This window comes from Niabella terrae, assembly GCF_054783135.1.
This window is the reverse complement of the sequence record NZ_BAAGRD010000042.1, coordinates 216715-238877: the sequence shown is the minus strand read 5'-3', so window position 1 is coordinate 238877 and position 22163 is coordinate 216715. Positions and strand designations below refer to the sequence as shown.

The window sequence follows — 22163 nt, the reverse complement described above, 5'->3', positions numbered from 1 at the left end:
TTAATGTAAGGTTCCGGTGTCCGGAAGGATAAATAAAATAGATGAAGTAAAAGGGAAAGTACAATGATGTTAGCAGCAACAACAACAATCAACCAGTCCGTAATCCACAAACAGTGTTTGAAGAAAAAGGTGATATGGAGATGTTTTCATCATTGTAATATCAAAAATAAATTAAGTCCATTAGTCTACCAAATAAATAGACTATAATTTTAAAATAAATTTTCTGCTGCTACCAGTTGCTGTTGCTCCTTACCGCCTTGGGTAATATCCAGGGCCTGTTCCAGGTCCGCTATCAGGTCAGCTGCATCTTCCAGCCCCGCTGAAAGCCTGATCAGGCTATCCGAAATTCCTGCCTGCCGTCGCAGTTCAGACGGAATCGATTTGTGGGTCATTGAAGCAGGATGGCTGATCAGACTTTTAGGACCACCCAGACTTTCGGCAAGTTTGAAATAATGGGTTCGGGTTACCAGTTCCGTAGCGGCGGCTTCAGTGTCTTCCCAAAGCGAAAATGTAACGATACCACCAAATCCGCTGGCTTGTCTGCAGGCCACATCGTGGTTCGGATGATCGGTAAGGCCGGGATAAAAGACCCGTTTCACCCGGGGGTGATAGTTAAGAAAGGTCGCGATGGCGGCCGCATTTTTGCCGTGTTGCGCGATCCTGAGATGTAAGGTTTCTATCCCCCGGATGACCAGCCAGCTGTCGAATGGCCCGAGTACAGCGCCACTCGCATTCTGAATAAACCGGATTTGGGAGCCCAGTTCCGGATCTTTCGCAACGACCAGTCCTGCGATCAGATCAGCGTGTCCGCCAAGATATTTTGTTGCAGAATGGACAACGATGTCGGCACCCAGCGCCACGGGCTGCTGCAGGGCCGGACTGGCAAAAGTATTATCGACACAAGCAGACAATTGTGGGTGGACGCCAGCGTAGCGATAGCTTTTATATCGGAAACTTTCAGTGTTGGATTGGTAGGCGATTCCAGCCAGATCAATTTAGTTTTTTGAGAAATGGCACTGGCAAATTCCTGTAAGTTCGAACTGTCTGCATAGCGTACATGAATGCCAAATTTTTGATAGACCTGACTGAACAACCGATAGGCGCCACCGTAGATATCGTCTACAGCCAGAATTTCATCGCCGGACTGCAGGAGTTTCACAACCGCATCAATAGCTGCCAATCCACTGGAGAATGCAGCGGCACTGACACCATTTTCCAATTGCGCGATAATGGATTCGAGGGCGGCCCGGGTGGGGTTATTGCTTCGTGAATAGTCAAATCCTGCATGAACGCCAGGTGCTTCCTGGACAAAAGTCGAAGTCTGATAAATGGGAACGGAAATAGCACCTGTTAAAGGGTCTGCGGGGATACTGTGGATTAATTTCGTGATGTCGCTGCTCATGTCTGTAAATTTTTAAGGATTAAAAAATGCTTCCTTATCAATAAAACACGGCCGGAACAGCTAAAAAAAAGCTCGTCCGAAAAATCAGACGAGCTTGAACGAGTTAATAACTATATATAAGGATACTGTTACAAGTGTGCTGACTTATCTGCCTCCCCTTTCAGGGAGATGGAATTGGCACCTTTTTCATTGTGGTCAATGAGAGGTTGCCAAGACTTCATCGGGCCATTACCCTCCGTCTTTCTTGATAAGCAAGGAAAAGAACTGCTACAAATATAGGCCCGGTTATTTACTCTACCAAATTAATAGAGTTTTAGTTTTAAAACTTTTTAATTATTTTTATTCTGGCTCCTAGGTAAATAACACACTCAATGATAATATTGGCCCCACGCTATGGCTACCCGGTCTGTGCGTCAGTAACCATCCCCTCCCGTACAGAATTGATCACGGCAGGATTTTGTACTATATGCGCCTAAGGAAAATAACTGGGCCAATACATAAACCAAAGTAACAGCAGTTATTTTGTAAAACTTGTTTTGCATTAAATAACAAAATTGAGGCTACCTGCGCGAGGCAGCATGATTAACTGTAAGTATTATTGCCGGTGGAAACAGTACCGACCAGCTGAAAAATGATGTAGTAAAGGCATTTCTACCCATGTAATAACCAACCACCGATTATTGCCATCGGGATTCGAAAATGCCTTTGACTAACATCAATACCGTAGCCGAATGGATGAAACCTGGTATCGGGGCAAAAAATAAATTAGATGACTGTACAACAACGGGAAAGAGAATTACCGCAAACCGGTAACCTAAAGAATTCCACCTGGTGCCTGGAGGCATATAACTGCAGGACACCTGCATTTTCTGTATGTCTCATTTTGATCGTATTAATCGTGTCGCCGGTGGTTGACAACACTAGTCTACTTAATTAGTAGACAAATATATATAACTTTATTTAAATTCCGCAAAATGAAAAAATATTTTTTTCCCGTCCATGATCGCCGCTATTGTGTTAATCTATACAAGCGTTATTGAACTAACTTAAAATTTTAAGAAACTATTTTTATTAAATCCTATAGTTTTGTTTATCCTACCCAATTACTAGACTTTAAACTTCTGAGTATGCATTATAACCTGCTGGCATTTGCCATACCCCTTTTTTTGATTTTCATGGCGGGAGAATATTTCTATTCCAAAAGTACGGGCAAGAATTTCTTTCATTTCGCCGAATCCACCGCTAATCTGAATGTTGGCATAGCGGAAAGATTACTGGATGTATTTGCCACCGGGCTCTTTTATTTCTTCTTCGACTATATTTATACCCACTATGCCCTCTTCTCCATACAAAGCAATGTCGCAACCTGGATCCTGCTTTTTTTGCTTACGGATCTGGTATGGTACTGGTACCACCGTCTGGCGCATGAAATCAATGCTTTCTGGGCAGCACATGTAGTACACCACCAAAGTGAGGATTTTAATTATACCGTTTCCGCCCGGATCACTGTCTTCCAGGCCATCATCCGAAGCGGATTTTGGGGCATCCTGCCTTTACTGGGTTTTCCACCACTGATGATCACCAGTTTGTTGCTGATTCACGGTATGTATCCTTTTTTCATTCATACGCAAACGCTTGGCAAATGGGGCTGGCTGGAGAAAATACTGGTAACGCCTACGCATCATGGCATACACCATGCGTCAAATCCGGAATATCTGGACAAAAACTATGGTGACGTGTTGATCATATGGGATAAAATATTTGGCAGTTTTGCTGCAGAAAATAAGGATATCAAAATCACTTACGGGCTGACAAAGCCCCTGGAAAGTCACAGCTTCCTATGGCAGCATTTCCATTTTGGACTGGAGATACTGATTAATTTTTATCATGCAAGGGGCTGGAAAGCCAAATGGCGGGTACTATTCGGAAAACCGGACGACCTGGATCCCCGATACCGGGCGCTGCTGGAAAGAAAGTTATTAAAACACAGAATGCCCAAATCACCACCGACGCGATTCATGAGGATCTATGTGACGATTCAGACCACCGTTTCCCTGGTGCTTTTGTTCCTGATCCTGTTATTCATTCATCATCTGCCGGTTACACAGGTTGTTCTCGGGTCCTGCTTTATACTTTTAAGTATCGTCAACAGCGGTGCGATTCTGGATCAGCGGCGGTGGATTACGTACCTGGAAATTGCAAGGGTATACATCCTTTTACTGGCGCTCTATCTCATTTTTCCTTCACGGCTGCTATTAGCGATTTCACTTTATTCCATTCCGTTCGTTCTGGTATTCTTTGGTGAAATAAAAATGATTTTCATCCGCAGGTTGTATGGGTTCCCGGGCAGACTAACCCCGGCGCACTAATGAGGCAGTCTGGCAGTCCCGGACAAAGCCGGAAGCGATTTCTGAACAAATTATTCCGTATGCAGGGTCAGCGACGCCGGTTTCAATCCGCTGGCGGATACCCGTAATGTCTGGGAACCCTTGCTGAGGCCTGAACGGAGAATGGCCATGGCAAAGCCGCGATGCAGTTTTCTACTGTTTCCATTGAACAGTGCATCACTGTAATGATCTGCATTGTCCACCGCAATCAGCTGCCCGGCTCCGGTCAACTCGAAGTGTACGTCTACTGAATCTGCTGTAAAGACCCTTCTACCCTTCCGGTCGACGGCATAAACCTTTACATAATTGAGGTCCAGGCCATCGGCCTTCCAATGCTTATTCTCTGCCTCCAGTTCTAAGGCAACCGCTTTTCCGGTAGTCTCCAATTGATGACGGGCAACTTCCCTACCCTTATTTCGGGCGATCGCTACGATCCGCCCTTCCTGATACGGAACATTGCGCCATAGTATCATATTGCGCGTTTTGATATCATCCACCGGATTCGACTGGATACCGAAGGATTTTCCGTTAATTAATAACTCCACTTCGTCGGCGTTCGTAAATGTATACAGGTTGTATTTCTTACCCGGCTCCCGGTTCCAGTGATCTGAAATATTCATGGTCCCGATGGTCTGGTCATTCCAGTCCTGCGACTCCGCGTCCCGGTCTATGATACCGATATGAACCAGCGGACTGTCACTAAAAATACTTTTGATCAGGTAGGCCTGAGGAAAAGGTTCCAGGGCATTATTAAAAAAGGAATAATTCCATCCCTTTTTCGGCCAGCCATTCGATTCGCCCCAATATTCAATGGCGCCCCAGTAAGCCAGACCCACCATCTTCTCGCGGTTCATGCCAAAATAAGGCTGTGCCAGCTCGTTGGTAGAAGCTTCACTCTGGTAGATATTCATATCCGGTGCATGCTTCAGATAGTCCGCATAATTGTACCAGCGATAGTTAAAACTGGCCACATCGGTCACGGTTGCCAGTTCGGGCGGAACGATAAACCTGTTAAAGTCCGGGTCATTCTTGCCCATGCCGCCGGCACGGGCGGGAAACATGGCCACCGTGGTCTTGCGGGTTGAATCGTACCGACGGGCCATAACCTGTAGGATCCGGTAAGTGGTCACACCCCAGTCCCCTGTCGGATAGCCGGCCAGATCTTCACGCATCTGTAATTCATTGCCAAAAGACCAGAGAATTACCGAGGGATGGTTGCGGTCTCTTTTGATCCAGTCTTTCAGATTCTGTGGCCAGCTTTCTGTCCATGGCTTACGGCCCACCCAGTAACTCTTATTGCTCCATTTGTCATAGAGTTCATCAACAATCAAAATACCTTTTTCATCAGCCAGCCGCAGGAAGGCTCTGGAATAGGGATTATGGGATGTTCGGATATGATTGTATCCGAAGGCTTTTAACTGATCCATTTGACGGGCAATGGAACGTTCATAAGCTGCAACACCTACGGCGCCCAGATCATGGTGATTGGAAATGCCCTTTAAAAATACTTTTTTGCCATTCAATTTAAAGCCAAAGGCTTTGGAAAATTCGATGCGGCGGATTCCGAATTTTTCATTTACCTGATCTACTACCCTGTCGTTCTTCCTTACGGTAACGATTGCCTGATACAATTCAGGGGATTCGCAGGACCATAAACGAGGGGCCTGCAGCTTCATCAGGGGCAGCAGCACTTCAGCCGTTCCGGTCCTGCTTCGCCGGGGCGCCAAGGTCCGGGTACCTGCTACCAGCTGTCCGTCGGGCGACTGAATGGCTACCAGAATCTCAACGGAGTCATTCTTGTTGCGAATGCCTTCCAGTTCGACCTGTACGGCCACATGGGCCAATTGATCTGTTATCTCGGGCGTGGTTATATAGACGCCGTCTCTGGCCACAGCCACTTCATTCTTAACGACCAGATGTACATCTCGAAATAAACCGCCGCCCGTATACCACCTGGAGTTACCATCGGTAGCGGCACGCACGGCCAGCACATTCTCGCCCTCATAGCGAAGCCATTTAGAAATATCAGCTTCAAAACCCAGATACCCGTAGTCGGTTCCTCCGATTTTATGGCCGTTCAGCCAGGCATCTCCATGCAGCATAATGCCTTCGAAATCGATCAGTACCCTACGGGATTGCCAGTTCTTGTCCGCATTAAAGGTCTTACGGTACCAGCCCACTTTATTTTCCTTAAACCCCCGGGCCCCGCCCGCTGATTTGACCCAGGGCAGGTTGATCTGATAGTCATGGGGCAGATCGACCGGCAACCACTGCCCATCATCAAATCCAGGTTGCTCCGCCTGCTGCGGATCGCCCAAATAAAACTTCCATCCAAAATTGAACAACTTACTGATCCGGCCGGCACTGTCGGTTTGTGCGCTAACGGCACCCGAAAATATTAATCCGAAGGTCAGTATGAAAACAATTTTTCTAACCATTTATTCCAGTTTTCCTTATTAAATATTTAATGATTCATTCAAATTTCCGATGGCTTCACCTATAGTGCTGCGCAGGATCAGCCTGAACCTTCCTTCTATTTTGTTCGAGTGACCTGTACATTGGTACGGGTAAAATTCTTAATAAAATCATAGGAGGCGGCGCTACTGTCCCTGGTCCTGATATTTAAATGCTCCAGGTGGATATCAGCCAATGCATATTGCGGGGAAGGATGGATACTCAGAAAATGTTCACAGTCGACGGCAGCATTTCGGATGCGGATATTCCGGACCGTAGAATGCGGCGCCGGCTGCCCCTTTAAATCGAAAAACTGTTTCCAGGGGCCGATCGATAGAAAATTTCTGGCCGTTCCCTTAATATCCTCGACCAGGATATAATTGTGTTGCTGCGGTGTATCGGGCCGCATTTTCAAGCGCAATACATAGGAAGTATTCCGGACCTGGCATCGCCGCATGATCACATTGTAAGTAAATACCGACTCACTGCCTAATGTAAGGGAAGGACAGTTCTCGAAAATATTGTCTTCAATTATAATATTCTTATTCGGTCCGTTGTTGGGATCCTTGTCTGCCAGGGGGCCTTTTCCACCTTTCAAACAGACGCCGTCATCATTGACCGAAATATAACATCCCCTGATCAGCACATTCTGACAGACATCCAGATCAATCCCATCAGAACTGGGCGCCTTCACGGCACTACCGTTATTGGAACCCGCCCGAATGGTAACGCCGAGTATCTTCAGATTCTGGCATTTATAATAGTGTGATGTCCAGAAAGGTGAATTCAGCAGCTGCACGCCGGAAACCAATACGTTTTTACTGTTGGAAATGAATAAGAGGCGCGGCCGCTGCTCGTCCATATTGGTGCATTTGGGATTCCACTGGCGCCGCAGCCAGAAGGCTTTCCAATACCGCAATCCATTGCCGTTGATGGTTCCTGAACCGGTAATCGTGAATCCATCCAGGCTGTCTGCATTAATCAGGGCGGCAAAATATTTAAGGGTCTGGCCCTCGATTCTGGTTTCCACCACTTTAAAATCCGAAATATCATCACTGCCTTTTAATACCGCGCCTTTCTCCAACTGCAAATGGGTACCGGGTTTGAAAAACAGTGATCCGCTAAGGTATACACCCGGGGGAACCACAATCACACCTCCACCGCGTTCGGCTGCCTGATCAATTACCGCCTGTATGCTTGCTGTCTGAACTTTATTGCTATCCTGGCGCACACCATGCTCCGTGATCCGGTATATTTTTCCCAGTTGGCCCGGATCCGGCAGGCTGGTATCTTTAAACCAGTCTGTAATGGGGCTGCCGTCAGGGAAGGTCTGCGCCTGCAAATTCCCGATACGGCCCGCAAATCCGATGGTCAATAATTGCAGTATCAAAAAGGTGATCAGATAAGAGTAGTGTATCGCTTTTTTTTCTTTCATATCAAATCCATGAAGTTTACAGATATTGGTAATGCTTACTGCCCGTCAGGCTTTGTGGCATCTTTACCAGGGCTTTCCGGCCAGTAAAAACCTTCGTAGGCATCCGGCTTTTCCGGATCAAAGATAGGTGCGTCCGGCTTAATGAATTGATTGAGCTCCAAATGTGTCCTGCGTAATCCGGTGAGCACCAATTGGGCGATTTCGTAAGCTCCGAATGGCCTGAAATGCGTATTATCGGCTATCGGCTGATCTTTTCCCGGAAAACTTCCGGCAGGAAAATGTGCGTATACCAGCAGGGAATTTTCAGGTCCCATGGCTTCCAGCATGGTTTTACTCAGCGCATTCAGATCAATGAGGGCCACTTTCAGGTCATGCGCTGCTTTTCTGACCGCCGCAGGATAATCCCCCAGGGATTCCTCAATCCTTCCCTGGTCGTCGAAGCGCCGCCGTTGCACCGAAGTCACCAGTACCGGGATACCTCCTTTCTTACGTACCACATCCACGAAATACTTCAGGTTTTTTGAAAAGGACGTAAAGGCGCCGATCCCCGGCCCGTGTTGTTTCTGGTCGTTATGCCCGAATTCGATAAAAGCATAGTCCCCCGGCCGCATCATCGTCAATAATTTTCTCAAACGCTTTGCATAGATAAAGCCACTTAATGTGAGGCCGGACTCGGCCAGGTTGACGATGGACACTTTTCCAGGCTGAAAAAAATAGGGAAACATCTGTCCCCAGGCAGAATAAGGCTCATAAGCGCCATCGACCACGGTGGAGTTACCCGCCAGAAAAACAGACACGGCTTCCCGGTTGGGCCGGATCCGGATCGCATTCACCTTGGGTGCCGGACCGTTAAATTCCAGTGTAAGCTTATGATCCCAGTGAAGATACTTATACTCCTTGTCCTTCAGGGCCACACTGGTCTTTCCGCCGTCCAGCAGGCTGTCCCGGATATTTACGGTAAAACTCAGCTGCTGATGCTGCCCGTCCCTGGTTTGCACCCGGTTGACAAACATCCTGCGACATTCTGCCCGCACGGATACATCACTGTTGCCATAATCATCTCCCACCCAGATATCCACATCATAATTACCCTGTGGCAGATCCACCGAAAAATAGAAGGGGCGGTTATTGGTTAAAAAGCCGTCGGTTACCGGCGCTGCACCCGTCAGGGTATTGGCGATCGCAAAACTGCCCAGATCAATACCATATCCCCTGTCCGGCTGATAAATGGTTTGGGGCAGCACTTTGACAAAACCTTCCGGGGCCTGCCCTTTGCCAAAGTCAAATTTGAGTTCCTGCGCCGCACAACTGCAGCCCCACATAAACAGGACCGTTAACAGCCATCGATTACACTGTGTCGTTTTCATCAGCATATTTATTTTCATCGGTGTCGGTGGATACCCAGGCGACAGTTGTTGTTCATTACACAATCTGCCCATCAACTTTATATACCCACCCTATTTTGTTATTTATCAATAATTTATAGCAAATAATAAAACTCGGCCTCGATGATGCTAAGCTGCCCCCTGGCATTGGGATCCCTGCGGGTAACCCCCTCAGCCAGTTGCTGACCATTCACTTCCCGTTCCCGGGAAGCGTTCCCCGAATGAGGGGCACCCGTTAGCTGAATGCGTAACCGTCGCCCCTTCCCGGGTTGACACGGAATGGTACAATAGCCGAGGCTGGTAGCAGTACTGCCCTCAAACAGCAGCCGGCCGTCCATCGTGATCCGCAGCGGATAAGACCGCGAACGGAAATTGTTCAGCTTCAATACGATTTCATCTACCTGGGTCTCCGCTCCGAATTCGTATTCCACCCAGGCAGTACGCAACTGCCCGTCATTGGCCCAGTCCGACAATTCGTTATCATCATAACTGGCTTTCACCTGCTCCTGATGGGCACCCGCCTTCGCCGATCTTACATGAATCGCCCTGCGGGTAGGCCGGAATGAAACGCTGTCGGGTGTCGGTCCACGATCGAGCTGTACCGGCAGCGACTGGCCAGGTAGCTGTAAAGCCAGTCCGTCCTGCACCGGAAAAGCTGTCGTTTCCAGTCGAATTGTCGCAGGTTGCAGACCGGGCGCCTTCGCCCGAACGGTAATGATACCTGGTTGCAGGCCGGATCGGATCATAAAACGATTGACACCGCCTTCCACCGGAAATCTTTTGGCGCCAATATAATTCTGCGGGCCCATTGCCATACCACCGCGCCATTCTCCCGGTCCCTCCAATTGGTAGTCGATCATATCCAAGGCTGTCGGGCAACGACGCCCCTGTGCATCTACTACTTCTATTTCGACCAGCGAAATATCATGACCGTCCGCCCGGAAGGGTTCCGGCCGGGGTACCTGCCGTAAGCGAAGGGCTACCGGCGCACCCACCGTTTCGATCTGATCCTGACAGATTTGCTTTCCATTTTTATCAAACCCGATGGCAGCTATTGTTCCCGCCTGCCAGGCAATATCCCTGAACCGGAATATAAAACCATCCGTTGGCCGGGCAGCGCCGGAAAACCGGCCGTTAACCTGCAGCACCACGCTATCTGCAGCGGCAATGACATAGATATCCTTTACGGTACCTGGCTGATAATTCCAGTGACCCAGGATATGGGCATGAAAGCGTTCGGGTACGACCCATCCATCCCACATCACTTTATGCGCATAATAGTTCTGTTTCTTAATTCTTAAAGCATCTACTTCACCGCTCCGCCGGTAGTTTTCCTCGCCCCGGTGATGGGTATTGGTTTCAGACCAGACAATATTTACGCCACCGCTACTGACCCGCTCACCAGTTCCCGGTCGTTCCCGCCAGAACTCATACCAGCGACGAACATTCTCGAGTGCATGGCTTTCCATATTACGGTTATAACTGGCAGCGCTCTGTCCCTTATGCAGGGGCCCATCCCCGTCTTTATGAAATGGGGGTGTCCATTCATCCCAGTATTTTCTGGACCCTTCATCCCGGGAATACTCCATGGCCCACATGGGAATATGTGCACTCTTGTTGGTATACAACATCTCGCCCCCGTATTCGGCTTCTTTGCTATCGAGCATCTCCCGGCTGCCGATCGCCCTGCCTCCTGAAGGATCATATTGATCCCGGATGGCCTTCATTTCACGCATATGTGCTTCACTGATACTTTCATTGCCGCATTCATAGAAAATAATACTGGGATTATTCCGGTTGTATATGATGGCAGCGCGCATCACTTTGACCCGCTGTTCCCAGCGCGTCCCTTCCACATCTTTTTCTGCATCTCCCGCAGGCATTGCCTGCATCAGGCCGACCCGGTCGCAGCTTTCCACATCCTGTTTGGAAGGCGTGATATGCATCCAGCGTACCAGGTTTCCACCGCTTTTCACCATCAGTCCATTACTGTAATCGCTCATCCAGGCGGGTACTGAAGTACCCAGGGCCGGCCATTCATTAGAACTGCGTTGGGCATAGCCATGAATCATGATGACCCGATCGTTTAACCAGATCATGCCTTTCTTAAATTCGGTTTTCCGGAATCCGGTTCTTGTGACCACCTGATCTACACAGACACCGTCCACCAGCAGTGATGTTTTTACATCGTATAAATAGCCGTATCCCCAGCTCCAGAATTGCAGCCCCTGTACCGGGTTATCCGCTTTGCAATAGGCCGTTTCACCTGGCCGGATCCATACCGGTTTTCCCTGAAAGGATTGCAGCAGCTTTCCGTCCGGTTGGACGATATCCACCTGGTAAGTTATTTGCTGTGGTTTTGTCGTTTCATTTCTGACCTCAGAACGGGCATGAATATGGGCGGTTCGGGCCGCGATATCGAAATGGTCCGCATAAATATAAACCCCTGTCGTCTGCAAGTCTGCATACAGTGGCAGGGTCTGGTATAAGCGGGGCAGTAGATGCAGGTACACATTTCTGATGATGCCCCCGTAATTCGCATTAAAATTCCGGTCTTCCCACTGGTATTTGGTTTGGGTCGCCCTTTCCCGGTAGTCCCAGCTATTGTCAATACGGGCAGCAATCACATTCTCCCGGCCATCATCATACAGATAGTCGGTAATATCAAAGCCGAATGCGGTAACACCATCTTCATGAAACCCTGCTTTATGACCATTCACATAAAAATCTCCGGCCTGACGGATCCCTTCGAATTCAATAATCACTTTCTTGCCCCGGGCGCCTGCCGGCAATTTGAAATGCTTACGATACCAGACGATCCCCGTTGAGAGATCAACAATATCCTTTAGAAAAGCTTCGTCTTCATTCCAGGCTGCAGGCAGTGTAACCGGCTTCCATTCGCTGTCTTTAAAATCAGGTTCTTGCGCCTCCGGTAGATCACCGGTATGCAGGAGCCATTGCTGATTAAAATTATACTTACGTTGCGCTGCAGGCGGCCTGGCGGACTGTACGGCGCTGAAGACCAATAACAGTCCCAGCATAAGTGGGAGGCTTTTCAGGTTTCGTAGATTAAGAAACATATTACATCGATCTTTAAAAATAACTGCAAACTTCAGCTTGCCGGTATTTATAAACTAAAGGGCAGGTACCAGTTGGCACGGTCCATCAGCTTCGCCCGCACGGCCCCGGCTTTGGGATTGCCCGCTTTTTGCAATTTATCGTAAATTTTATCCGCCAGAAATGCATTATCATTACGTCTTCGGGCGATCCGGGTCAGGTCACTCCAGCGTTCACCCTCAAAGGCCAGTTCCAATGCATCTTCCTCGATAATCTTATCTTCCAGCAGTACCGGATCCACATTAAATGCGGTCATCACCGAACCGTTCCCATTGGTTCCCGGTCCGTATTCTATACCCGGTAGTTCCAGCCGGGGCATCATGGCCCTGCCGCGGATGCCCGCATTCCGGTACCAGGGTCCGCGGGTCAGTTTATCATTGTTCTGGGCGTCAAAATAGTAGGTGGAGTTTTCGGGAAAGGTCTGACGGGACTCCCCAAACCCTTCATAAGTAATCATCGACTCCAATTCAAAGAAGTTAGCAGGCGTCATCGTACCTCCCGATGAAAATGAACCGTAATAATAAGTACTGATCAGCCCGTTATTCAGCAGTGCATAGGCCAGCCGGCCCTTGCCCGCCCTGTTTGCAGCTTCTGCAAAACGAAGATGGGCACCCGCCGCACGGTAAATATTCCACTGACCTCCTTTATTCAGCAGGTCCAGCGGGCCGGCAGCGTTGTCCGTTAATTTGGTAATGACAGGGTCGCCATCGGCCGCAATTTCATAAGACAGCTTGCCCCGGGCATCCCAGGGTACACCGTTGGTCAGCGTCTGGGCATTCCAAAGATCCATAATTCTCTGGGATGGGCGTATCTTGTAATAGCCAGCTTTGGAAATCAGTTCCACAAAAGGGTTCCCGGGTGCAAAGTTATTGCTGTAAGGTATGGACCAGTTCCATACATAGGACCAGGACATCGTGGTATTGGGCAGGGCAAAAATGCTCCGCCAGGAACTTTCATCATCTGTAAGTGAATTTATCAGCGAGCTTCCTTCCTGGGAACGTTCAAAACTCACCCTGAAATTAAAAGAGCTGATGCGGTTTTCATTCACCTGGTATTCAATCCTGGGGGCGCCTACATCCATACCGGAAAGCAGTTTCTTGTACCAATAGGCCGCCTGATTATAATCACCCTTCCACAAATACAGTTCGCCCAGTACCTGCTGTTTATTGATAAATATTCGCTGGGTATTACTGCCATCGACCGTAAAGACCAGCGAGCTTCCGGTAGGATAAGAAAGGTATTCTGTATAGGGCAGGTCTTTTACATCTGCGATCAGCTGATCAATCAGCCCGTCAAAATTCAGGCGGGGCAAATCATTCAGACGGGCGATATCCTTAACGGTCTCAACAGGATCGGTAATATAGGGTACGGCACCATAATGGATACCCAGTTGCAGGTAAAGCCAGGTCCTGAGTACGGCAATATCCGAGAATCGCTGCGCAAATTCTTCCTGGCTCAGTTTGCTCTCCTCCGCCATAAGCTGAAAATTCTTCAATGCGTCATTACAGTTCAGAATAATACGGTAAAATGGTGTCGGATCCGCATAGGGATTGTCCGCAGCCACTTCGTGATTGGACAGCTGCTGCAGCCATGGGTCGGCATTCACCGTAACATCAACCAGGTCGGCCCGGAGTTCGTTCAGCAGGATATAGCGGTCACCCAGTGCCGCAACCTGTCCATAGATCCCCAGTACCACCGCGTCTGCATCGGCCAGGGTATTATAAACCATCTGCTGATCGAGCTTGTCTTCGGGCAGTGTCTCCAGCACTTTCTTGCAGGAAATGGCACTGAACATCAGCCCCACCAGTCCGGCACTCAGTAAGAGATGTATTTTATTCAACATACTTGTTCTCATTTTTTCTTATTTACATCCGGGAGCTCCAGCTGGTCACTCCCTGTTAAAATTATTTCCTGAACCCCTGGCGACCGTTTTAAAGGCCGATACGAAGCCCGAGTTGATAAGATCTGAACACCGGCTCCAAAGTCACATCGGCACCCTGTTGGAACACATTATTGGAAACGGCAAACTCGGGATCATAACCCAGATAAGGGCTAATGGTTATGAGATTATTTGCCGTACCGTAAACCCGGATATACTTTACCAGCTTTCCGTTAATATCAAAATCATGTTCCAGGGCCAGCTGCCGCAGTCGCAGATAGGATCCATCTTCAATCCAGCGATCAGAAAAACGGGCATTCCCCATGGGGTCACCGTAACTTACCCTGGGCACCTGGGTGGTCTGGCCTTCTGCCCGCCAGCGACCCAGCAGTAGTTCCGTCTGATTATAAAAGTTCTTTCCGGATTCCAGCTGCGCCCTGGTGTAATTATAGATTTCATTACCCTGACTGAAGGTCAATAGGGCCGATAGTTTCCAACGCTTGTAGGTCAGAGAATGGTTCATACTACCGAAAAGATCCGGTTGCGGGCTTCCCAGGATAAACCGGTCGTTTTCGTCAATAATCTTATCGCCGTTGCGGTCGGCAAATTTAGCATCACCTGCAGCGAAAGCGATCCTGTTGCCTGCAATATCCCTGATGCCCAGACCTGCCGCATCCGCTTCGGCCTGGGTCTGGTATACGCCTTCAAACCGGTATCCATAGAAGGCATTGGCGACTTCACCTTTTCGGGTAATATAAGTAGCGTCAGCATAACTGGTATAAACCGTCTCGGGAATCGACAGCATCTCATTCTTAAATTTCCCTACGGTCAGACCGGCGTCCCATTTTACGGCGCCATTGATCAGGCGGCCGAAGACACTCAGATCGATACCCGTGTTCTTCATTGAGCCGTTATTGAATAAATAGCTGCTGATCCCTGACAGGGAACTTCCGCGGTTATAGACCAGCATGTTGCGGGTCGTATGCTGGTATAAATCGATGCTGAAATTCAATCGCTCCTGAAACAGCGCCAGGTCGATACCCGCATTCAGTTTGGCGACTGTTTCCCACTGCAGGTAAGGATTGGCGGCACCTTCCCGGACAAGTCCCTGAACCCCGAGCAGGTTCTGCGAGATATAGTTTTTACGGGCATTATAATTACCGATATCATCATTACCCACCAGCCCGTAACTGAGCCGGAGTTTTAGCAGATCAATCGTAGGATTCCCTTTCAGGAAAGGTTCATTGGACAGGACCCAGCCCAGTCCCAGGGCAGGAAAGACGCCGTAGGGATGGCCACCGAGATTAACCCCTCCATCCGCCTCTGTACCAAACCGGCTGGAACCGTCGATACCCAGTGAGGCATTAATCAGGTACCGGTTCCGGAGCGTCAGGTTGACCAGCCCATAGCCTGTCAGGTTGACCCATTTGCCGATCTGGCCACCATATACCCTTGATTCAGGCGTAGAATTTCCGATGCTGACCAGTTCATCCGTTGCCGCATTATAACCCAGTGCATAATCCTGTTCAGCGTCATTGTGCTGATAACGCAATCCGGCAATGGCTTCCAGCTGGTTTTCCTGCCCGAAATCCTTGCGGTACCGGAGGCGCAGGTCATTGGAAATCGCATAATACCGCGCTACCTGGGCGCCCAGTCGGCTGAAGACTTCCATATTGTTGATGGTATCCCTGGCTACCCCTTTCTTGGGAATAAAAAAGTCTTCCTGCGATTTATCATAGGTCACCGCCAGCAGGTTGCTGATATCGATATGACTATTGAGTTCATAGTTCAGCAATACGGAACCGAGAAAGCGATAGGCTTTCTTATTATTGATTCCGTTGTACAGCAACTGCGCCGGGTTGGAATACCCGAAATAATCGGCATCCGCATAATTCGGAGAGAGGGTACCATCCGCAGCCACTTCATGGGTATGCAGTAAGGGTGACTTGATCAGCCCCAGGAATACAGGGTTGGTCAATGCCGACAGTCCCTGGTCTTTCAGGTGCTGCTGGCCATACCCGATCGAAATATTGGTCTGGGCCGACATACGGCGGGAAAGTTGCATATCGCCGTTAAAACGGGCGGTATATTTGTCCAGACCGGAATTATCAATTATCCCTTTTTCACTATTATAGCCTACTGATAAGGCGTATTTGGCAATATTGTCCCCTCCGGTTACCCGCAGAAACATGTTCTTGTCTACCGAGGGTTTAAATACCTGCTGCTGCCAGTTGGTATTATTATGGTACTTGCCATACTGGGCCGATGAAGGGTTGTCATTGTTAAACGGCATGGCAGCAATTTCTTCACCGGTATAGGGACTGGTGGCCAGTACATCATTCAGGTAACTGCGGTAAGCATAGCCGTCCAGTAACGGCAGGCTTTGGGGCGGCTGATTGTATCCGGAGGACAGTTCCAGATCGATGCGTGTCGCCAGCTGCTGTGCATGATTGGTATTGATGACCACCACGCCGTTGGCAGCACGAGCCCCATAAATCGATGTAGCAACCGCATCTTTGAGAATGGTTATATCCTGAATATCACGGATATCAATATTTTGCAGCGGGTTGTTCTCATGTCCGCTGGTGATGGAAGGACTCAAAATCTCCGCATTGTACACCACACCGTCTACAATATACAGGGGTTGATTATTGGTGTACAGGGAATTAAAATTACGGATCTGTACATTGGCCCCGATGGCCGGGGTGCCGGATTTCCGGATCACAGCGACACCCGAAAACCGACCCTGCAGATAATTATCCAGGGTTTCAGAATTCTGCTCCCAGGCATCGATATCCTGCTTGACCACCGCACCGGTGGTATGTAAAACACCATTATCCCCGAATACCGTGGCAGTGGTTTCATAATGGGAGTGATAATCGGCCGGATACAGTCGTACTTTCAAAACCTTTCCGGGACTTACCGGCACCGTTTTAGTCGTATAACCCTCCAGTGAAACGTCGAGTACGGCATCCGCACCGGGAAGCTTCAGTGTAAAAAAGCCCGTGCTGTCCGTGATGCGGGCCACGAGGTTCCGGTAACTGACTCTTGCGCCATTTACAGGCCGCCCCGTCCTGCTGTCGAATACCCGGCCTTTTACCTCCAGGGCAAAGCCGCTGGCCGGATCATTGATCCGGGAACCGGAAGTATCTGACTGACCCCGGGCATCATTTTCAACGAAGAGCAGCAGGCTGCAGACCAGAGCGATAAACCAATAATTTTTATAGAACTTCATCATTATTATTCTGGGGATTAAGGAATTTGGGGAACAAAACGCAGATATTCTAATATGATCGGGCCGGTGCCATTGGCCATTACCAGCAATCGAAGCCGACCAAATTCATCCATATGCACCTGCCCCAGGAATACTTCATCATGATTCAGTGGCTGGACATCATAAGGCATGCGGGTCATACTGGCACCCGAAGAATCCGTTACCGGAAGATTGTACAGATCAGGTTCATTGGCGGCAATGGTAGCAGGATTAAAATAATGTACATACTGGGTAAAGGCAGTCGTCTGGGGATCGCCTGTCAGGCCCATGATCGCCCTGCCGTATACATTATAGGTAAGGGCATTCATGTTCTCAGCGTTGTACTTGACGTAGAAGGCTCTTACGCCGTGATCTCTTATTTCGATATCACTATACAGGTTGCCGAGGGTATCCCTTTTGTCCCTGAAATAAATATTGCCCCGCTTGTCATCCTGTTTATAACCCCGGGGCATGGTGCCCAGCACTTTAACCTCCTTGATTCTGCTGTTCAGGGGACAATCCAGTTTGCGGACCCGGTATACCATACCATTACTGGCTTTCTGGCGGGAAAGGATATCTTCCGCAGCCACCGAAAATACCGTCCCGGACACCGAAGTCAGCGTAGCGGTTCCTGAACCGAGCTGCAGATCTCCGGCTACGGCCATATCTTTCAATAGTGCTTTTCTCGTAAAATATTCGGTCGTACTATCCCGGGTACTTTCATCATAATGGGTGAAGAACAATGGGGACAGGAGCTCATATTCTGATTCAAAATAGGCATCATCCACGACAAAATAAGTATACCGGCTTCTTTCGGTTATCATCGGCCGGCGTACTTCACTGAGCCAGCTGCTGATGGTCGTTGTATCGTATTGAAGCAGGGTCTGCGCCTGCAGGGTTTCCGGGTAGCGGCTGGTCACCAATGCGTAAATATGCTGCAGCGGTGTCAGTGCCGTTTGTACCACATGATAGATCCCGTTTCCTGCCACCTGATTTTTCTGTACGGCGGGTATGCCGTCGAATTCACCATGGGTAAATTCCACATATTTGTTGCGCAGGTTCCTGGCCCAGATAGTATCAGCGCCTTCATTCACATTGTAAACGGAGTTGATAATATGATAGCCTACAAAACTGCGGAGCACGGCAGAGTCACTGAAATCAAACTGCGCTTTTGCAGCGGCGAGGGCTTCGTTGGTAGGCACAATCAGGGTAAAGTTTTTTGAAGACTGCAACGCATCCCCATACCCGGCCTTATCCACCATATCGGCAAAACTGCTGAATTCGCTATTCGCTGACAGTATCTCATATAAAGTCTTTTGCGCGCCAGCATCGGAAAGACCGATATGGTCGTCCCATTTCCGGGTACAGGCAGTCCCCCATAACAGGATAAAAAGCAATAAACAACTAACAGAGTTTCTCATTTACTAATTTTAATGACTTTTTGAAAAGATAGAAAACACAGACCCGCAGCTGCCGGCCTCACCCCTACCTGCCCTATTGCGGCCGGTAGAACAATTCACCCGGTATCTGGTGGAACCGCGGGTAAATCTGTTCCAGGTCATCGGCAGGTATAAACTGAATCATATCCAGGTACACGGAATTACTCTGGCATTTGACGTCCTTGACTGCCTGCAGCCGAATGGTATGGCGATCGGTGGTCTCCACATTGATAATACCTGCCAGTCTTCCCACATTCAGTCTTCCATTGCCGCTTTTTTCTAATATGCCGCCACTGACACCGTTGGCATTATAATCCCCTTCAGTAGCAAAATAGCGTTTGTATCCCCGGGCCAGCATCAGGTTATCCGCGCTCGGGTCTTCAAGATCCGAGACACCAGAGCCACTGAGTGTCTGATTGAAGAAAATCACATTGGGCAATACCTGCTCGTCTGCAGCGCCCGGATTGAAAATAGCCTGCATGGAAGGTGCGTTGCCGTTCTGGGCATAACAGATCCACACTTTATAGCGGCCCTTTACCAGGTAAGGTGTTTTCAGATCGATATACTTTACACGGTTCGCATTATTGGCACAGATGGACAGCGTCAGCAGGTCGCCATTGGCATAAGGCCTTTTGGTCGATAATCCGGAATAGTAGGCATACTTATTACTTTCAATGGTGATGACATCATTCTTCTCAAAGCCTATGGAGCTGGCAATCGGAGATCCGTTGGCCACCAGAGGTTTTTCTGCATTTCTGAAAGCCGCACCCAGCGACAGTTGCAGTTCAGGTGAAGTAGCCACATCGAAGTATACCGGTACCTGAACCCGTACCTTGATCCGGAAATTGTTCAGGCTTTCATGTAATACGCCATTGATCGCAGTCACATCACTGGTGGGCCGGTTCAATTCCGCACCCGGTTCATATACACCGTTGAACTCATCATCATTCAGTAATACCTTGCCGTCCACCAGTTTGGTGCTGATGATTTCCTTGGGTGCCAGGGTATAGATGGAAGATGCCGTACCGATATCCTGCAGGTAGCTGCCACCATTGCTGATATGATAGGCAATATAGAGCCAGAGGCTGTCGCTGTGATTTTGGGGATCCCCTGTCTGGGAATAACGTTGCTTCAGTGTAGTATAACTGTCGATTCCCGCCGCATGCAAAACGGAATCAGACTCCACGATTACCGTCTGAAACCTTTTCTGGGCATCGATCTCGGTACCCCGCTCGTAATACAGGGTATCGTAAAATCCGGTCTCCTGCAGTGCCTGGGCAAAAATTGAATACCGGCTGTTGCCCGCGATTAATTCTGCCAGACTTTTTGACGGCGGTATCAGCACCTGGTTGATTTCATGTACGATCCCGTTGCCACAAAGGATATTTGCCGCGGTGACCTCGGCGGACTTATTGATGCGGAAACTGCCGCTGCTTACATCGGTATACAGGTACTCCCCAAATAAGGTAGGTGTGATAATTTTACCGTCTGTAAACCGCAGGGTACCCACTGTATCCCTGATAATATGGTAGCGAACCAGGGTATTCAGTTCTTCGACCTGAAAATCACTGATGGCCGTTTTGCCGTTTTCCTGCATCCAGCGGGTCATGGCATCATTGGCCGGTGCGAACAGGGTATAGGTACCATAAGCGCCCAGAAAGCCGGAAGCCTGAACGCTTTGCAGGGCTTCCAGAAATAAGGAATAACGATCCGGGTGTTGTTCCAGGTACCCGGTAATATTGACTTCATCACTGGTCGTCTGTCTGTAGGTTTGTTTTTTGCAGGCAATGATGCTCCAGCAGATCAGTCCTGAAAAAATGGCAATCCCGATGGCTAAATGGTAATTCTTTTTCATCCGTTTTTAATTTATGGTTGGGTCAGATGACATGTTAACAGTTTAATTCCTGAACCGTTTCCTTTTATACCGTACCCGTTACATGATTACTGCAGGTAAAAGGGATTCTGGGTCAGTGAAGGATCTTTAAATATTTCTGTCTCCAGAATCGGCAGATAGTGACTATCCGGATCCTGGATCTTATTGATGGCTGATTGCTGAACGGTGACATCCGCCGTCTTGGAGACCAGGTCCGTCAAAACATCCAGGTTGGAATAATTTTCTTTCTTTGCCAGTCTGAGCAGGTCGAACCAGCGTTTTCCCTCAAAAGCCAGTTCCCGCGCCCTTTCCTCCATGATAAACTGGGTAATGCCTTCGCTGTCACCGGGGTCAAGCTCTTTATGGGTTGCCTGCAGCGCGCCCCGTTCCGTTCGCAGGGTATTCAGCAGGGCCAGTGCCTCCGCGCCCCGCCCCTGTTCATTGGCCGCCTCGGCTTTGATCAGCATGATGTCTGAAATGCGGTAGATCTGAAAATTATAATAACTGGGATTCTCGGTACCAAATTTTTCAATGCCGCCGCCGCTATTGAATAAATATCCCTCGCCCCGACTGTCCCGGGCTTCCAGATCGCCTTCCAGATTGGGTCTGAAAATGTCGGTATTGACAAACATATTATCCACCACAAATGCCTTCCGGGTATCAGCAGCCATTACAAAAAGGGGATTGACCGCCGAATTCTTATGACTGATTTCAAAGATGGTTTCGGAACTGCCGCCATTGAAAATATTAAGATCGGCCCGGCCGATCAGCCGGTAGCGTCCGGAGTTCAGAATCTTGTCGGCTTCCGCCGCTGCACGGTCGTATTGTTCATTCCAGAGATATACATCGGCCAGCAGGGCCGTTACCGCAGGACGCGTGATCCGACCCTTGTTGATGACAGACTCGGTTTCATTGGGTTGCTGCGGTGCTTCATGATAGTCGGGCACCATCTGCTGGGCAGCTGTCAGATCGGTAATCAGTTGCTGCAGTACCTGATCGGCGCCGGATTTGGGCGTGGGCTGAATATCGGTATCCCTGTAGGAGCCGGTAAGTTTTAACGGAACATCACGGAAGGTCCGGACCAGGTAAAAATAAAGCAGACTCCGGACCGTCAATGCTTCACCCATATACGCATTGTACAGTGAATCAGAAAAAGTCGGATCCTGTGATTTGGCATTGCCCGCAAAATCAAGGAGCAGGTTGCAATCATTGATGGTGCCATACAAATCACTCCAGTCTGCCATAATATTGGTGCTGAGAATATTCATATTCTTCACAAACCGGAAATCATCGTCTGCATAGGATGTCGGCAGGATCATATCACCCCGTAATTCACCCCAAAGGAAAATATGTTCTTCCACCCCACCGTTGTTCAGCGAAGAATAAATTCCCGTCAGGGCGGCTTTTACGTCTTCCTTGGTCTTCCAGAACTCCGCTTTGGTAATCCCGTCCTGGGGCTGCAGGTCCAGCCATTTATTGCAGGCCGCCAGACCCGGCAGCAGCGCAATAATCCATATATATCTGAAAATCCTTTTCATA

General features: G+C 49.0%; 10 protein-coding genes, 1 pseudogene and 1 riboswitch. Of the genes and pseudogenes, 1 reads left to right on the top strand and 10 read right to left on the bottom strand.

Going from position 1 to position 22163, the window contains the following annotated elements:
- Positions 1 to 209: 209 nt before the first annotated feature.
- Positions 210 to 1402 (bottom strand): annotated as a pseudogene (locus ACYVI9_RS18825) (trans-sulfuration enzyme family protein).
- 141 nt (positions 1403 to 1543) lie between these two features.
- Positions 1544 to 1656: riboswitch (SAM riboswitch) on the bottom strand.
- A gap of 873 nt (positions 1657 to 2529) precedes the next feature.
- Between ACYVI9_RS18825 and ACYVI9_RS18820 the strand changes: the two are divergent.
- Entirely contained in the window at positions 2530 to 3771 is a 1242-nt protein-coding gene (locus tag ACYVI9_RS18820) for a sterol desaturase family protein (protein ID WP_460767964.1), read from the top strand.
- 50 nt (positions 3772 to 3821) lie between these two features.
- On the opposite strand, the gene ACYVI9_RS18815 is transcribed toward ACYVI9_RS18820, so the two are convergent.
- The 9 genes from ACYVI9_RS18815 to ACYVI9_RS18775 form a co-directional block, all read right to left on the bottom strand.
- Complete coding sequence (locus ACYVI9_RS18815; RefSeq protein WP_460767961.1) at positions 3822 to 6227, bottom strand: glycoside hydrolase family 2 TIM barrel-domain containing protein; 2406 nt, start codon at positions 6225 to 6227, stop codon at positions 3822 to 3824.
- Between the two features lie 95 nt (positions 6228 to 6322).
- Positions 6323 to 7678, bottom strand: coding sequence for a glycoside hydrolase family 28 protein (locus ACYVI9_RS18810; protein ID WP_460767958.1), 1356 nt, complete (start codon positions 7676 to 7678; stop codon positions 6323 to 6325).
- Between the two features lie 35 nt (positions 7679 to 7713).
- Entirely contained in the window at positions 7714 to 9045 is a 1332-nt protein-coding gene (locus tag ACYVI9_RS18805) for a rhamnogalacturonan acetylesterase (protein ID WP_460767955.1), read from the bottom strand.
- A 113-nt stretch (positions 9046 to 9158) separates the two neighbouring features.
- Positions 9159 to 12143 (bottom strand): sugar-binding domain-containing protein, encoded by a 2985-nt coding sequence (locus tag ACYVI9_RS18800; RefSeq protein ID WP_460767952.1) that lies wholly within the window; start codon positions 12141 to 12143, stop codon positions 9159 to 9161.
- 47 nt (positions 12144 to 12190) lie between these two features.
- Positions 12191 to 14035: a RagB/SusD family nutrient uptake outer membrane protein gene (locus tag ACYVI9_RS18795; RefSeq protein WP_460767949.1), complete on the bottom strand. Its 1845-nt coding sequence runs from the start codon at positions 14033 to 14035 to the stop codon at positions 12191 to 12193.
- Between the two features lie 76 nt (positions 14036 to 14111).
- Positions 14112 to 17297: a SusC/RagA family TonB-linked outer membrane protein gene (locus ACYVI9_RS18790; protein WP_460767946.1), complete on the bottom strand. Its 3186-nt coding sequence runs from the start codon at positions 17295 to 17297 to the stop codon at positions 14112 to 14114.
- A gap of 14 nt (positions 17298 to 17311) precedes the next feature.
- Entirely contained in the window at positions 17312 to 18733 is a 1422-nt protein-coding gene (locus tag ACYVI9_RS18785) for a fasciclin domain-containing protein (RefSeq protein WP_460767943.1), read from the bottom strand.
- 73 nt (positions 18734 to 18806) lie between these two features.
- On the bottom strand, positions 18807 to 20606 hold the full coding sequence (locus tag ACYVI9_RS18780) for a fasciclin domain-containing protein (RefSeq protein WP_460767940.1): 1800 nt from the start codon (positions 20604 to 20606) through the stop codon (positions 18807 to 18809).
- A gap of 86 nt (positions 20607 to 20692) precedes the next feature.
- Positions 20693 to 22162, bottom strand: coding sequence for a RagB/SusD family nutrient uptake outer membrane protein (locus ACYVI9_RS18775; protein WP_460767937.1), 1470 nt, complete (start codon positions 22160 to 22162; stop codon positions 20693 to 20695).
- Position 22163 lies beyond the last annotated feature (1 nt).